This is a genomic window from Leifsonia sp. PS1209 (assembly GCF_012317045.1).
Lineage (GTDB): Bacteria > Actinomycetota > Actinomycetes > Actinomycetales > Microbacteriaceae > Leifsonia.
Map to the genome: position 1 here is coordinate 78,656 of NZ_CP051154.1, position 14,337 is coordinate 92,992.

The following is a 14,337-nucleotide window of genomic DNA, read 5'->3' on the forward strand; positions in this document are numbered from 1 at the left end:
GCGGCTGCGACTCCCCCCTCGTGGCCGCGGTGGGCCCCGGCTGTTACCGGCCGGGGCCCAATTCAAAACCAGAGAACCCGACCCTCTGACCGCAGTGGCTCTCCTCTGTATCCGTGAACAGGAAGAATCAACCAACCCATGACAATTGACGAGGTCTCGACTTTCCCGACCGGTATGCCGGCGCTCACGGCCGACCGCAGGCTGTTGCGCAACGATGTCTTCGAGGTGCTGCTCACGCGCATCCTGAACGGCGGCTTCGTTCCGGGCGAACGACTCAAAGACGCCGAGCTCACCTCCTGGCTGCGTGTCTCCCGCACCCCGGTCCGCGAGGCGCTCAGCCGTCTGGTCACGCTGGGACTGGTCAAGACGGCGCCCAACCGCTTCACCTGTGTCGCTCCGCTGGTCGATGCCGAGATCGCCGACGCCATCATGGTGCTGAGGAGGCTCTATCCGGATGCGATCGCCGAGGCCCTGAGACTGCGCACGGACGGCGACGAGCTGGAGCTGCGCCTGGTGGCCGGGCGGTTGGAGCGCGACGAGGGTGTCTCGCCGATCGAGACGTTCCAGCGCGTGCTGCTGATCGCGCTGGCGTCGATCGACAATCAGGTGCTGGCCGAGGCCATCGAGACGGTGCACCTCCGCGTGCTGCGCTACCTCTACCTCACCCCGGACGCGCAGCACATCCTCTGCCGCGAGCGGGTGCTCGACTTCGCGCGTGCCGTGGCGTCGGGCGACGATGCCGCCGTGCGCACGGTGGAGACGGTGCTCGACGACGTGGCCGCGGTGATCGGTGACGTGACGCCCGCGGCTTCCCCGGGGGCCGCTGCCGCCGCCGCCGCGGTCGCCCCGGTCGGAGCCGTGGTCAGGGGTGTCACTCCGATGGCTGCCGCGGGCTGACCCGGCGGAGCACGGCCCGCGGGAACACGTAGAGCAGCACGACGAGCACGGCGAGCACGACGCCGCCCGCCACGATCCCGGCCGTCGGGCCGACCGTCACGTCGAACACGAAGAACACCACACCGCTCGTGAGCAGCGCCACCAGGGCGAGGGTCGTCCGCAGCAGCCGGTTCGCGATCGCGACGGTCTGCACCTTCTCGTGGTGGCGGAACAGCTGGCGGTGCAGCGCGACCGGCGCCAGGCCGAGCGCTGTGCAGGCCGCGGAGAGCACCACGAGCACCAGGTAGAAGCTCACCTGAAAGCCGTCGAGTTCGCTGAAACGCTGTTGGAACACGATCGTCAGCAGGAAGCCGCTGATGATCTGCGTGCCGGTCTGCGTCACGCGGAGCTCCTGCAGGATCTCCACCCAGTTGCGGTCTGCACGCTGGGGTGCGCTCTCGGTTCTGCCGTCGGCCGGGTCGACGTCGTCGGGTTCGCTCATGTCCGCCTTCCGGATGGTGTGCGGTCCATCGTGCTCCCGCTCGGCCGACGTCGCAATGCCGCGCGATAGAACCTGACCAGTTCCGAAGCCGGAGGACGCTGGCGGGCCATCGACGCCGCATCCACCCGCTTCGCCGCCAGGTGGTGGCGCCACGACTCCTCCGCGCAGCGGAAGTCCCAGCCCGCCGCGGCCGCCGCCTCGAGGGTGCGGCACCAGCCGATCAGCTCGCGACCCTCCGAAGTCGGCGCCCAGGTGACCACCCGGAACCACACATCCGGCCGGTTCGGGTCGCCGAACGCGAACCGGCGCACCACCGCGTACGGGCCGCCGAGCGTCCCCTGCCGCAGGAGCCACTCGCTCGCCTGCGCGTTCGTCACCGGGTGCCACGCGCCCACTGCTCTCCTTCTCGGGTCCGCAGCCCGGCCCGCTGCGTCCTGAGCATACGAACCGCCGCCGACACCGCGGGCGCGGCGGCGGTCAGGTGAGCAGGCGGATGAGCGCGGCGACGACCGCAGCGGCGGGGACGACGACGATGAAGGGCACGCGGAGGGCGTAGAGGCCGGCGGCGATGGCGACGGCCGGGAGGCGCGCATCCAGTTGGAGGGCCTGGCCTGCACCGAACGTCTGCACGCAGATCAGGGCGGCGAGGAGTGCGGCCGTCAGAAGGTCGCTGGCGCGGGCGACCGTCGGGTGGTCGAGAGCCTTCGGCGGGACCAGCCAGCCCACCGCCTTGAGGGTGAGGACCGCGATCGACGCCAGCAGGATGATGTTCCACGTGGTCACGGCTCCACCTCCCTCTCCATCGGGATGGCCTCGGGATGCGGTGGGTCCGAGCGCTGCCCGAACACGTTGAGGACGCCGGCTAGGATGGCCACCGCGGCGGCGGCCAGCACGGGAAGACCCGGCATCAGGAAGGGCGTGAGCAGGGTGGCGACGAACCCGGCCGCGACGGCGACGGCCTGCGTCTGGCGGGCCTTGAGCCGCGGCCAGAGCAGGCCGAGGAACGCGGCGGCCGCAGCAGCATCCAGCCCGTACGCCTTGACGTCGCCGATCAGGTTGCCGAGCAGGGCGCCCGCGAGGGTGGTCAGGTTCCAGCCGATGTAGACGACGAGGCCGGTGGTCCAGAAGCCGATGCGCTGTGCCCGCGGTTCCTGGTGCGCGGTCGCGACGGCGGTGGACTCGTCGATGGTCAGCTGCGTCGCCGCCGCCCTCCGCCAGAAGCCCGGCCCGATGATGCGGGAGAGACGCAGCGCGTAGAACGAGTTGCGCACGCCGAGCAGTGCGGCCCCGGCGATAGCAGATCCGCCGGCCGCGACGCCACCGGAGGCGAGCACGCCGATCAGCGCGAACTGCGAGCCCCCGCTGAACATCAGCAGACTGAGCACGCACGCCTGCCAGACGTCGAGCCCGGATGCGGTCGCCAGTGCCCCGAACGAGACCCCGTACGCCGCCGTGGCGATGCCGACGGCCCAGCCGGAGCGCGCAGCGGCGCGCTCGTCCTGGCTGCGTTCCCGACTCACCCTCCCGACCCTAGCCCGTGGTATGCCGGAGGTTCAGGGGGCGTGCGGATTCAGGTGCGTGGCAGTTCAGGCCGCGTGGCGGAAGAGCCGGGCGACGAGCTCGCCGGCCGTGTCGTCGTCGAGCCGCCAGGGCTGGAAGATGGCGCGGTAGACGATGGGCGCGACGACGCCGTCCACGATGTCGTCGGCCGTGAGGCCTTCCTCGGCGGCGCGTCCGACGAACATGGTCGCCTCCTCGCGCCGGTTGCGGAGGCAGTCGGAGGTGCGCTCGCCCGCAGCGCCCGCCCCGCCGCGGAGAAGGGCGGCGTTCACCGGCTTGCGGTAGTGGGCGACCAGTTCGCTCGCCCAGGCGGTGAGGTCGTCGCGCAGGCTGCCGCTGGCGGGCAGTGGGCGCTCCGGGTCGAGCCGGTAGGTGGCGATGTCGTTGATGAGGGTGGGCAGGTCTCCCCAGCGGCGGTAGATGCTCGTGGGGTTGACGCCGGCGCGCTCGGCGATCATCGGAACGGTCACGCGGTCCTGGCCGCGCTCTTTGACGAGCTCTTCCACGGCCGTCCTGACGCTGTGGATGACCGCGGCGCTGCGTCCGCCCGTCCGCCTCGACGGTGTGGTCGTTGTTTCCATACGGAATAGCTTAAAGCAAAAACTGTTGCTTTTGAAGTGCGCGTGGGGCTAGCATCCCTAAAGCAATCAGATTTGCTTTTGGAGGAATGATGACGACAGCCGAAGAGACGCGCACCATCCCGGTCGCAGCGATCCCCGCCACCCGCGCCTCCCGGCGCGGCCGGGGCCCCATGCCCGCCTTCGTCGGCACGTCCCTGGCGTTCGTCGCCGTGGCCCTCGCTGTCGGCGCCCCCAGCCCGCTCTTCGTGCTCTACCAGCACGAGTGGGGCTTCGCCCCGTGGCTGCTCACCGTCGCCTTCGCGATCTACGCGATCACCCTCCTCGTGACCCTGCTGGTCGCCGGCTCGCTCTCCGACCACATCGGCCGGCGACCCGTGCTGATCGGGGCGCTCGCGCTGCAGGTGGTCGCGATGCTGATGTTCCTGTTCGCGCAGGACATCGGCTGGATCATCGCGGCCCGCTCCGTGCAGGGCGTCGCGACCGGCGCGGCGATGAGCACCTTCACCGCCGCGATCGTCGAGCTGGCGCCCGAGCGCCACAAGAAGCTCGGCGCCACCATCGGCAGCACCGCCCCGGTCGGCGGCATCGCCCTCGGAGCGTTCTTCACCGGGCTCGCTGTGCAGTTCGTGCCGCAGCCGACCACGCTCGTCTTCGTCAGCCTCGTCGTGCTGTTCGTGGCCGGACTCCTCGTGGTGATCGGCTCCCGCGAGACGGTGACGCGGCGGCCGGGAGCGGTGAACTCGCTCATCCCGCGGCTCGTCGTGCCCCGGGCCGCCCGCGCGGAGTTCGTCGGCGCCATCCCGCTGTTCGTGGCCACGTGGATGCTCGCGGGGCTGTTCATCGGGCTCTCGCCGTCCATCCTGAGCGGCGTCTTCCACCTCGACAGCGGTCTGCTCAACGGCGCCATCGTGGCCGTGCCGCCCGCCGTCGGAGCGACGGCGGGGCTGCTGCTCACCCGGGCGCCCGCCCGCACCACGGCCATCGTCTCGATGGGCGCGATCATCGTCGGCATCGCAGTCGCCGCGGCCGGCATCGGGTTCGCGGTGCTCTGGCTGCTGTTCGCCGGAGCGGTGATCGCGGGCGCCGGGTTCGGCGCCGGGTTCTCCTCGATGCTCAGGATGCTCGCCCCGCTCGCCCCGAACAACCAGCGCGCAGAACTGTTCGCCGGGATCTTCCTGGTCAGCTACATCGCGTACGGCGTGCCAGCGCTCGTCGCCGGCGAGCTGATCAGCGTGGTCGGCCTGCTGCCGACAGCGCTCGGCTACACGGTGGCGATCGCGCTCGCCGCGGTGATCGCCCTGGTGGTTCAAGTCGGGCGGGCCCGCGCGGTCACTCCACGTCGATGAGCACCTTGCCCACGATGCCGTCCTCGACGGCGTCGTGGGCAGCGGCCGTCTCGCTGAGCGGGAACCGCGTCAGCGGCAGCCCGTGCTCCGCGCCGACCGGCAGCGCTCCGTCGGCGACGGCAGCGGACACGGCCCGCACGGCGGCGTCCTTCGACTCCGCGGTCGTCGTGTACGTGAGGACGAACTGGAAGCGCAGGTTCTTGCCCATGCTCGGGCGCACCGGAATGGTGACGGCGGGCTCGCCGGGGCTGTCGGCGTAGATGGCGATGGAGGCGTTCGGGGCGGCGATCCGCGCATCCAGTTCGGCGTTGGCGGTGGCGTTCACCTCGACCACGATGTCCACGCCGCGCGGGGCGAGCGCTCCGATGGCCTGGGCGGTGTCCCCGTCGCGGTAGTTGACCACGTGGTGCGCGCCGGCCGCCCTGGCCAGCTCGGCCTTCTCGTGGCTGCTGACGGTGGCGATGACCGTGGCGTCCGCCCAGACGGCCAGCTGGATGGCCGCGTGCCCGACCGCTCCCGCACCCCCGGCGACCAGCACCGTACGACCGCTGAGCGCGCCGGGCGAGAGCTCCGACGGGCCGCCCTCGTGCACGGTGAGCGCCCGGTGCGCGGTGAGTGCCGGGATCCCGAGGGAGGCGCCGACATCGAAGGACGCGCCATCCGGAAGTGGAACCACCTGGCGCGCGGGAAGCACCGCGAACTCCTGCGCCGTGCCGTCGGGACGCTGGTAGGCCGCATCCCAGACCCAGACCCTGTCGCCCACGGCGAACCCGGTGACGCCGTCGCCGACCTCGTCCACGGTGCCCGCGCCATCCTGGTTCGGCACCTGCGGGCGCGGCAGCTGATCGTCGCCACTGCCGCGACGCGCCTTCCAGTCGGTGGGGTTCACCCCCGACACCCGGATGCGCACGCGCACCTCGCCCGGTCCGGCGTGCGACTCCTCGCGCTCGCCGTACTGCAGAACGTCCGATGATCCGGTGGAGCTATAGGTGACAGCCTTCATGTGACCAGCAAACCACCCGTCGCCCGAATCTCTTCCACGAATGTCGTTCGCGGTCGCTGACTCGCCGCGCGTCAGCCGGTGGAGCAGGCGCCCGAACTGATCGGCGCGGCGCTCACCGACGAGAGCACGGGACGCAGCTCCGCGAGCGTCAGCGCGTATCCGGTGTCCGGGTCGACCGTCGAGCGCGCGAACACCACGCCGACCACATCCCCCGACGTGTCGAGCAGCGGGCCGCCCGAGTTGCCGGGCCGCACGCTGCCGCGCAGCGAGTAGATGTCTCGCTCGACCGAACCGCTCTGGTAGATGTCGGTGCCGCGCGCCATGATGCGGTCGCGCACGCGCTCCGGGCTGATCGTGAACGGCCCGTTGCCCGGATAGCCGGCGGCGTAGGTCTGCGCACCGGCGGTGACGTCTTTGCCGATGTCGAGCGGCGGCGCCATGATGTCCGTCACGTCGAGCACTGCGAGATCGCGCTCCGGATCGAACGCGACGAGGGTGGCGCGCTCCGCCCTGTCGTCGCCCGGCTCCCGCACCACGATGCTGGATGCGCCGGCGACGACGTGCGCGTTCGTCACCACGCGTCCGCTCTGCACCACCCACCCGCTGCCCTCCGAGTCGACGCCGCAGGCGGGCTTCGACGCGAGGACCGTGACCACGGAGGCCTGGGACGCTGCCACGGCGGCCGGGACGGACGGGTCGGGCGCCTGTATGGTCTTGATCGGCTCCCCGCCCTCGAAGACCTGCGGCAGTCCGGCGCCCGCGAGGGCGTCATCGACGGCACCGAGCACGGTGCTGGCGGGGAAGGGGGCCATGCTGTCGAGGGCCGCGACCACGCGCGACGAGCTCGCGGCCTGCACGACCGTGGCGAGGCTGGTCGCCATCGCGAACCCGGCGATGAGCCAGACCACCACGGCCCAGGTGAGCAGCCCGAGCACGGCGCCGACGAGCGAGTCGAGCCAGCGGATCGGTCCGTGCCGCACCAGCTTGCCGATCACGGAGGCGATGCCGGCGGCGATGGCGTACGCGGCGCCCGCGCAGATCAGGATGACGATGGCGGCGACGATGGAGCGCTCGGTGACGCTGCCCCATCCGGCGTCTGCCAGCCAGGTGACGACGACAGGGGCGAGGGTCAGTCCGCCCCAGAGACCGAGGCCGAGACCGACGAGCGAACCGGCAGCGCGGATCGCGCCGTTGCTCCAGCCGGCGGCGATCGCCACGACGGCGAGCACCACGAGCACCACGTCGACAACGATCTCCACCCGCCCACCATGCCCCACCAGGCTGTGCGCGGGCTCAACCCCACGTGTGTGTCCTCCGCACCATCCCGTCGCCCCCTTCCACCGGGTGGATGCGAGGGCTACCGTCCGTTGCCAGAGGGACGCAGCCGCGTCCAGACGACGAAAGGATCACCGGATGAGCGACCAGCAGAACCGCCCAGACCTCGACGACGGCGAGCGGGAGATGACGAACGACGACTTCACCGCGTCCGATCCTGACCACGGCAAGGAGTCCGAGCCGTCGCAGCAGCAGCACCACAACGCGGAGACCGAAGAGGACACCGCGTCGGGCGGCGCTCCCGACTGAGCGGGTACCCGACGGAGCGGGTGCGCCGGCCGGGCGTCAGGCGCGCCCGTCCTCCTCGTCCCCGTCGTCGACGGCGGCAGGGTCGGGGAGCGGGGCGGGCACGATGTCCGGGTCCATCTGCTCGGTGGGGACCGCGGCCGGCTGGTTCTGGGCGTCTTTGTCCATGCGGCGACGTTACGCCCCCTGCCAGGCGGCCGTAAACCCCCTTCGGAACGCCGGCGGGCACGCGTACCGTCCCCGGCATGACCGATCAACTGACTTTCCAGAATCCCGTCGACCGCTTCGATCCGGTCGACGCGCCCAAGCAGGACCAGGATGCGCCCGGTCTGGATGCCGACCTCGCTCCGCACGCCGACCACGGCGAGAAGTCGTATCGGGGCACAGGCAGGCTGACCGGCCGCAAGGCGCTGGTCACCGGGGGAGACTCCGGCATCGGCGCCGCCGTGGCCATCGCGTTCGCCAGGGAGGGCGCCGACGTCGCCATCGCCTACCTTCCCGACGAGGAGGAGGACGCCCGCCGCGTCGCTGCCGTGCTCGAGGACAGCGGCTCGACCGTCGCGACGCTCGCGTACGACATCACCACTGCGGAGGCGTGCCGTACCCTCGTCGCCGACGCGGTCGAAGCGCTCGGCGGCCTCGACATCCTGGTGAACAACGCGGGCAAGCAGCAGTTCTGCGAGCGGCTGGAAGACCTGAGCGACGAGCAGTTCGATGAGACGTTCCGCACGAACGTGTACGCGATGTTCTGGATCACCAAGGCCGCGCTTCCGCACCTGGCTCCCGGGTCGAGCATCATCAACACCACGTCCATCCAGGCGTACGCGCCGAGCGAGATCCTGGTCGACTACGCCACCACGAAGGCGTCGATCAACACGTTCACCAAGGCGCTCGCCGCGCAGCTCGCGCCGCGCGGCATCCGGGTGAACGCGGTGGCGCCCGGCCCGATCTGGACGCCGCTGCAGGTGTCCGGCGGCCAGCCGAAGGATGCGCTCCCCGACTTCGGAGAGCAGACGCCGATGGGCCGCGCCGGCCAGCCAACCGAGCTCGCGCCCGCCTACGTCTTCCTGGCTTCCCCGGAGTCCAGCTACGTCACCGGCGACACCCTCAACGTCAACGGCGGCATGCCCACGCCCTGACCCCAGCTATCGAGCCGGGACTTGTGTACGCGACACGCCGGGCGTTGGCGTACACAAGTCCCGGCTCGATAGCGCCGTTAGCCGGGATCAGTCCGACTTCGGCTCGGAGTCGGACTTGGGGCGGGGCTTGCGGCGGGCGGTGAGGATGACGATGACCACCGCGATCAGCGCGAGCACCACGATGCCGATCGCGATGCCGATAACCAGGCCCACGTCGGTCGTGGATGCGGCTGCGGTCGGTTTCGGGGACCCTGCGGTCTCCGTCGGCTGGGCACCGGCGGGTTGCGTCGCCTGCGTGGTCGGCTCGGTGGTCGCCTCTCCGCCGGGCGCTGCGGTGCTCGCGCCGCACGCCGTCTTCTCCGTGCCCTCCGCCGCCGCCGTGCCCGCCGGCGGCTGGTAGGTGAACGCGTACTGGTCGGACACCGTGTGGCCGTCGGCCGAGACGACCTGGTAGCTCACCGTGTACTTCCCGGCACCGCCGAGGGCGACGGGGACCGACACCACGGTGTCGGCGACCGTCGTGCATCCGGTCTCGAAGTGGCGTGTTGCCGCATCCGGGCCCGTGACCGTCACCAGGTTGTTGCCGCCGTAGTCGAGCACGCGGTCGTTGAAGGTGAGCGAGACCGTCTGCAGCGGGGTGGTCACGGTCGCGTCTTTCGCCGGGTCCGTGCTGATGATGTAGTCGTGGGCGGAGGCGCTCGCCACGGGCAGCAGCGCCAGCCCGACGGCGGCGAGCAGCCCGATGGATGCGGTGCGCAGACGGTGCGTCATGCCTCCACCTTCCCACGCCCGCGGCGGGTGGCCGCGAAGACCGCGACCACGAGCGCGATGGCGCCGAGGGCGAGACCGCCGATGCCGAGGCCGATCGAGAGCGCGTCCGCCGCCATCCCGGACGATGCTGCCGCCGGGGCGGGCGTCGAGTCGACGACGAGCGGGCCGCCGCCCTCCGTCGGAGCGGGGTCCGTGACGTACACGGTGGGCGCCGGGTGCTCGGGCTCCGCGCCGGATGCCGGGGTCTTCTCGCTCCAGTCGACCACGCTGCCGTCGCTGTAGAACTGGTGGGTGGGGAGCAGGATCTGGCCGGTCTTCGGCACGGCGCCCGCCGAGATCGTGAACTCCTGGAACTGGCCGGGAGCCACCTGCACGCCGCTGTCGGCCGTCCAGGTCACGCGCACGGGAGCCTGGGTGATGGTGCCGTCGTCGGTCTTGACCGGCTTCGCCAGCTTCTCGGTGTCGACCGCGGTGGTCCAGCCGGGGAGCGGAAGGTAGCTGACCGAGGTGAACGGGTCGGCCGTCGGCAGGTCGACCACGAGTTTGACGGTGCCCGCGGTCGCGGACTCGGTCGGCACCTTGAAGGTGAGCGTGGCGTAGCTGCCCGGCTCGGCCTGGTCGGGGGTGACGTGCACGTGCGCGCTGGCGGCGAGCGGTGCGGACAGCAGCAGGATGGCGGTGGATGCGGCCGCGATGGACGCGGCGATGGTGCGTTTCTTCATGGGAGTTCTTCGTCCTTGTTCGGAAGCGTTCGATGAGTGCGGGTGCGCGCAGACGGATGGCGCCACGCAGACTCGTGGAACGCTCCGTCAGAACGCGGCGGCGAGCGGCGGACCGCGGTGACGTAGCCGGAGAAGGGGGACGCCCAGATCGAGCAGGCGCACCGGTTCCCGGGAGAACGCGCTGGCGGCGGACGCCGCTGCGGAGTGCGCGAGCGTCGTGGGGAGGACGGCGAGGCTGCTCAGGATGCGGCGGTCGGCGAACCGGGCCACGTGCATCCTGGCCGTGTCGAACAGTCCCCAGAAGGCCTGCTCGCCGAAGCGCAGCGCGATCACGGTGACCAGCACGGCGGTGAGGTGGGCTCCCCACATCCCGAGGCTGAACTCGTCGTGGGCGGCGGGCATGGCGGTCGGCATCGAGCCGGACATGCTCATGGTGAGGTGCGACCCCGCGTGCAGGTGGGTGGTGCCGGCCGGCGCGGTGAACGTCGCGGCGCCCGTGCCGAGCCCGAACAGCAGGTGGAACAGGAACTGGCTGGCGCCGACAGCGACGGTCAGCCGCCAGAGCGACAGCGACCGGCCGGTGAGGGCGATGGATGCGATGGTCGAGAACGCGAGGCTCAGCGCGAGCGGGAGGACTCCCGGCGCCGCGCCGCCGCCGGCCACGTGGAACAGGGCGGCGACGAAGATGGCGACACCGGATGCGAGCAACCCGCGCGCGACGCGAGCCCACCTCGATCCCATGCTGTGTCCCTCCGTCGTCCGTGGTTCGGAGCAAGTCTACGGAACGGATGGGCGCCGGGCGCCCTGGTGCCGCGCCGCCCGGCCGAGTGCGGCTCGGTATGTATCCTACGAAGGCGACCCGGCGCACACTGAAGGAGGCGTATGCCCAGAGGAGCGAACCTCCCCGCGATCGCCGCATTCAACGACACGGTCGTGCTGGACGCCGTGCGCCGTTCCTCCGGGGGTCTCAGCAGGGTGGAACTCGCCGGGGAGACCGGCCTGTCCGCGCAGACGGTGTCGAACGTCAGCAGGCGGCTGATCGAGCAGGGCCTCATCCGCGAGGCGGGCAAACGCATCGACGGTCCTGGCAAGCCGCGCACCATCCTGCAGCTGGAGCCGACGGGCTCGTACGCGGTCGGGGTGCACCTCGACCCGACGGTGATCACCTGCGTGCTGCTCGACCTGGAGGGCGAGGTGGTCGCGGACGTGCGCCGCCACTCCCCGGTCTCCGGCGACGCGATGCAGACGCTGGACATCGTGGTCGAGGCGATCGACACGGTCCTGGCGGACTCCGGCGTCGAGCGCGCCAAGGTCAGCGGCGTCGGCGTCGCTGCGCCCGGCCCGATCGACACGGACACCGGCGTCGTGGTGCGCCCTCCGCTCATCCCGGGCTGGAACGACTTCCACCTGCGCGACGAGCTGACGGCGGCGACGGGCCTCTCCGCCCTCGTGGCCAAGGACGTGACGGCGGCGGCGGTCGCCGAACGCTGGCACGATCCGGCGGGCGCGAGCCGCGACTACGTGTTCGTCTACTACGGCACGGGCGTCGGCGTCGGGATGGTCCTCGACGGCGACGTCTACACCGGCGCCTCCCACAACGCCGGCGACGTCGGCCACGCGATCGTCGACCCGGGCGGCGCCCTCTGCGCCTGCGGCCGCCGCGGCTGCTACGGCGAATCCGTGCGCCCGTACCGCCTGGTGATGCAGGCCATCTGGGCCGGAGTCCTCACCGCCCCGGGAGGCGAGAAGGTGCCGGACGGCGTCGACCTCGGCCTCGACGTGGAGACGATCGACGACCTGTTCACCGAACTGACGTCCGCGGCGACCGCCGGCGACGAGACAGCCACCCGCATCCTCGACCGGTCCATCCGCAACACGGCCTACTACCTCTCCAACCTCTCCGCCCTCCTCGACATCGACCGCGTCGTCTTCGGAGGCCCATCCTGGGCCCGCGTCGAACCCTTCTACGCGGACCGCCTCCGCGGCTGGCTGCGCGAGTTCGACATGGAGATCCTCACCCACCCGGTGATCACCGAATCGAGCGCGGTCGGCGAAGACGTGGCCGCGGTCGGCGCCGCCTGCCTGGTGCTCGACGCGACGTTCTCGCCGCGCGGCGGGGTGTAGCGGGCGGTCGCTCCGTCTGAACTTTCGTGCAGTAGAGCTCTGTACTCGAGTACAGGGTCGCCGTCTTGGCCTTTCCGTAGCGTCGTATCAACATCGAACGACGACTACGAGGAGGACACATGAACGGGTTGCAGCTGACCGGCGTGAGCCGGAGTTTCGGTGGCCGCCAGGTGCTCCACGGCCTCGACCTGACGATTCGCCGCGGAGAGATCGTGGGCTTCATCGGCGGCAACGGTGCCGGAAAGACCACGACGATGCGGCTCATCCTCGGTCTGCTTGACCCGGACAGCGGCGACGTGCGCTGGGATGGCGAAGCGATCACCGCAGAGCACCGCCGGAGCATCGGGTACATGCCGGAGGAGCGGGGGCTCTACCCGCAGATGCCGGTTCGCGAGCAGATCGTGCACTTCGCGCTCCTGGAAGGCAACAGCATCCAGAGAGCGCGGTCGATCGCCGATGAGCTGATCGCCTCGATCGGACTCGATGGTCGTGAGGGCACGCTCGTTCAAGACCTCTCACTCGGGAACCAGCAGCGGGTCCAGCTTGCTGCCTCGCTCGTCGGGGATCCGGCCTTCCTCGTCCTTGACGAACCGTTCTCCGGGCTCGACCCCGTCGCGGTCGACACGATGGCCGAGCTCATCCGAAAGCAGGCCGCGCGAGGAGTCGGCGTTCTCTTCTCGTCCCACCAGCTGGAGTTGGTCGAGCGTCTTTGCGACACCGTGTGCGTTCTCGACAGAGGCCGCGTGATGGCGAGCGGCAGCGTGGTGGATCTGCGGGACGACGGGATGAGCCGCTGGCGGTTCCTGTTCTCGCGGCCCGCCGATGCCTTCGTCGCCGAAGTGTCCCTGATTCGCGATGCGTCCGTGGCCGTGGACGCCGATCGAGCGTCCGTGCGGATCGAAGTCGACGGGTCCGGCAGGGACATCCCCACCGAGCTCCTCGTCGCGGCACAACGTCACGGCGGGCTCAGGAGTATGGAGGCCGTGCACACGTCGCTCGGCGATCTCCTGTCCGAGCGCTTCATCCGTTCAAACGAATCTGCCGGAGGCCGACGATGACAACGACACGCGATCACTCGATCACCCGATCCACAGGGCGATTCGCCCGCACGATTCGCGAGACGAACATCGTCGTCCGGAGAGAAATGCTCGTGCGATCGAAGAACAGGACCCTTCTGCTCTCGTCCATACTGCTCGCGGTCTTCTTCGGAGCAGTCGCCGGAGTCGGCGGATGGTTCCTGGTGCGTTCCGTCGGTGGTGCGGGCTCGCTTCCCCTCGACCCGAATGTGCTGTTCGCCACGGCCATGATCTGTGCGCTACTCGTGTCGCTGGTCTACTCCGCGTCGACGCTCACATCCGGAGTGGTCGAGGAGAAGTCCTCGAGAATCGTCGAGATCTTGTTGACGAAGATCGGCGTCGGCCCTCTCCTGGCGGGCAAGATGATCGGCATCGGTCTGGTCACTCTCGTCCAGCTGCTGATCATCGGCGGAGCGGGCGTGATCGGTTTCACGGTCGTCGACGGCTGGTCGCTGATCGATGTCGAACTCGGCCCCAGCCTCCTGTGGTTCCTGCTCTGGTTCCTCCTCGGCTACATGCTGTTCGCCGCGTTGAACACTGCCCTCGCATCCACTGTCTCCCGGCAAGAAGACCTGAGCTCCGCGGTGATGCCGCTCTCGGTCCTGCAGATGGTGCTGCTGGTGCTCTCGCTCTACGTCCTGCCGACGAACCAGGGAAACGCCTGGCTGGAGGGACTGTCGTACGTGCCGCTCTTCTCGTCCTACCTCATGCCGATGCGTTTCGCGCTCGGCGACGTCTCCGCCTGGGAGATGGCCGCAGCAGCAGGGATCGCGGCAGTGACGATCCCGGTCCTGTTCCGGCTCTGCACGGTGCTCTATCGGAACAACGCGCTGCGCACCGGATCGCGGGTCCCGCTCCACAAGTCCTTGTCAACCGACAACGCGGCGTGAGCCGTCCCTGCGACGACCAGCCGTCCACCCCATCGAAAGGAACCGAACACCATGTCCGACTCTGACACCCGCCGACCGTCCTCCTCCAAGAAGCTGCTCAAGAACATCCTGCTTCTCGCCGGCGGCATCCTCGTCGCCTACCTCGTCACGACGTACCTGTTCTGAA

18 protein-coding genes are annotated in these 14,337 nt (G+C 70.3%); 7 read left to right on the forward strand and 11 right to left on the reverse strand.

The annotated features are described in order from the left end of the window. Positions 1–138 precede the first annotated feature (138 nt). Positions 139–897: a GntR family transcriptional regulator gene (locus HF024_RS19720; protein WP_085367518.1), complete on the forward strand. Its 759-nt coding sequence runs from the start codon at positions 139–141 to the stop codon at positions 895–897. On the opposite strand, the gene HF024_RS00430 is transcribed toward HF024_RS19720, so the two are convergent. The 5 genes from HF024_RS00430 to HF024_RS00450 form a co-directional block, all read right to left on the reverse strand. Further along, complete coding sequence (locus HF024_RS00430; RefSeq protein ID WP_085367519.1) at positions 872–1,378, reverse strand: DUF6328 family protein; 507 nt, start codon at positions 1,376–1,378, stop codon at positions 872–874. The genes HF024_RS19720 and HF024_RS00430 overlap by 26 nt on opposite strands. Continuing rightward, positions 1,375–1,773, reverse strand: a complete 399-nt coding sequence (locus tag HF024_RS00435; protein WP_168688282.1) for a hypothetical protein — start codon at positions 1,771–1,773, stop codon at positions 1,375–1,377. Before HF024_RS00435 ends, HF024_RS00430 begins: the two co-directional genes overlap by 4 nt. A gap of 82 nt (positions 1,774–1,855) precedes the next feature. Next, entirely contained in the window at positions 1,856–2,161 is a 306-nt protein-coding gene (locus tag HF024_RS00440) for an AzlD domain-containing protein (RefSeq protein ID WP_168688283.1), read from the reverse strand. Continuing rightward, positions 2,158–2,898, reverse strand: a complete 741-nt coding sequence (locus tag HF024_RS00445; protein ID WP_168688284.1) for an AzlC family ABC transporter permease — start codon at positions 2,896–2,898, stop codon at positions 2,158–2,160. Before HF024_RS00445 ends, HF024_RS00440 begins: the two co-directional genes overlap by 4 nt. A gap of 66 nt (positions 2,899–2,964) precedes the next feature. Beyond that, on the reverse strand, positions 2,965–3,519 hold the full coding sequence (locus tag HF024_RS00450; RefSeq protein ID WP_085367523.1) for a TetR/AcrR family transcriptional regulator: 555 nt from the start codon (positions 3,517–3,519) through the stop codon (positions 2,965–2,967). Positions 3,520–3,608: 89 nt separating this feature from the next. On the opposite strand from HF024_RS00450, the gene HF024_RS00455 reads away from it, so the two are divergent. Beyond that, positions 3,609–4,865, forward strand: a complete 1,257-nt coding sequence (locus tag HF024_RS00455; RefSeq protein WP_168688285.1) for an MFS transporter — start codon at positions 3,609–3,611, stop codon at positions 4,863–4,865. Here HF024_RS00455 and HF024_RS00460 read toward each other — a convergent pair. Beyond that, on the reverse strand, positions 4,849–5,868 hold the full coding sequence (locus HF024_RS00460) for an NADPH:quinone reductase (protein ID WP_085367524.1): 1,020 nt from the start codon (positions 5,866–5,868) through the stop codon (positions 4,849–4,851). The two genes, HF024_RS00455 and HF024_RS00460, sit on opposite strands and share 17 nt — an antisense overlap. A 71-nt stretch (positions 5,869–5,939) precedes the next feature. Next, complete coding sequence (locus HF024_RS00465) at positions 5,940–7,127, reverse strand: MarP family serine protease (protein ID WP_168688286.1); 1,188 nt, start codon at positions 7,125–7,127, stop codon at positions 5,940–5,942. Positions 7,128–7,281: 154 nt separating this feature from the next. On the opposite strand from HF024_RS00465, the gene HF024_RS00470 reads away from it, so the two are divergent. Then, positions 7,282–7,452, forward strand: a complete 171-nt coding sequence (locus tag HF024_RS00470; protein ID WP_168688287.1) for a hypothetical protein — start codon at positions 7,282–7,284, stop codon at positions 7,450–7,452. Positions 7,453–7,488: 36 nt separating this feature from the next. Here the strand turns inward: HF024_RS00470 and HF024_RS19950 are convergent, their stop codons facing one another. Beyond that, entirely contained in the window at positions 7,489–7,617 is a 129-nt protein-coding gene (locus HF024_RS19950; RefSeq protein WP_256921822.1) for a hypothetical protein, read from the reverse strand. Between the two features lie 77 nt (positions 7,618–7,694). Between HF024_RS19950 and HF024_RS00475 the strand changes: the two genes are divergently transcribed. Further along, entirely contained in the window at positions 7,695–8,588 is an 894-nt protein-coding gene (locus tag HF024_RS00475; RefSeq protein ID WP_085367526.1) for an SDR family oxidoreductase, read from the forward strand. Between the two features lie 87 nt (positions 8,589–8,675). On the opposite strand, the gene HF024_RS00480 is transcribed toward HF024_RS00475, so the two are convergent. The 3 genes from HF024_RS00480 to HF024_RS00490 form a co-directional block, all read right to left on the reverse strand. After that, positions 8,676–9,359 carry a copper resistance protein CopC gene (locus tag HF024_RS00480; protein WP_168688288.1) on the reverse strand — a complete coding sequence of 228 codons (684 nt, stop codon included), beginning with the start codon at positions 9,357–9,359 and terminating at the stop codon, positions 8,676–8,678. Beyond that, positions 9,356–10,081: a YcnI family protein gene (locus tag HF024_RS00485; RefSeq protein WP_168688289.1), complete on the reverse strand. Its 726-nt coding sequence runs from the start codon at positions 10,079–10,081 to the stop codon at positions 9,356–9,358. The genes HF024_RS00480 and HF024_RS00485 overlap by 4 nt, the downstream gene beginning before the upstream one ends. Before the next feature lie 87 nt (positions 10,082–10,168). Continuing rightward, complete coding sequence (locus tag HF024_RS00490; RefSeq protein ID WP_085367529.1) at positions 10,169–10,822, reverse strand: hypothetical protein; 654 nt, start codon at positions 10,820–10,822, stop codon at positions 10,169–10,171. Between the two features lie 141 nt (positions 10,823–10,963). Between HF024_RS00490 and HF024_RS00495 the strand changes: the two genes are divergently transcribed. The 3 genes from HF024_RS00495 (at position 10,964) to HF024_RS00505 (ending at position 14,171) form a co-directional block, all read left to right on the forward strand. After that, a complete protein-coding gene (locus HF024_RS00495) occupies positions 10,964–12,205 on the forward strand; it encodes an ROK family transcriptional regulator (protein ID WP_168688290.1) in 1,242 nt (413 codons plus the stop codon). A gap of 119 nt (positions 12,206–12,324) precedes the next feature. Then, the gene (locus HF024_RS00500; protein WP_168688291.1) at positions 12,325–13,263 is read left to right on the forward strand and encodes an ATP-binding cassette domain-containing protein; all 939 of its coding nucleotides are present in this window, start codon (positions 12,325–12,327) and stop codon (positions 13,261–13,263) included. Positions 13,264–13,349: 86 nt separating this feature from the next. After that, positions 13,350–14,171: an ABC transporter permease gene (locus tag HF024_RS00505; RefSeq protein WP_247597224.1), complete on the forward strand. Its 822-nt coding sequence runs from the start codon at positions 13,350–13,352 to the stop codon at positions 14,169–14,171. The last annotated feature ends 166 nt before the right edge of the window (positions 14,172–14,337 follow it).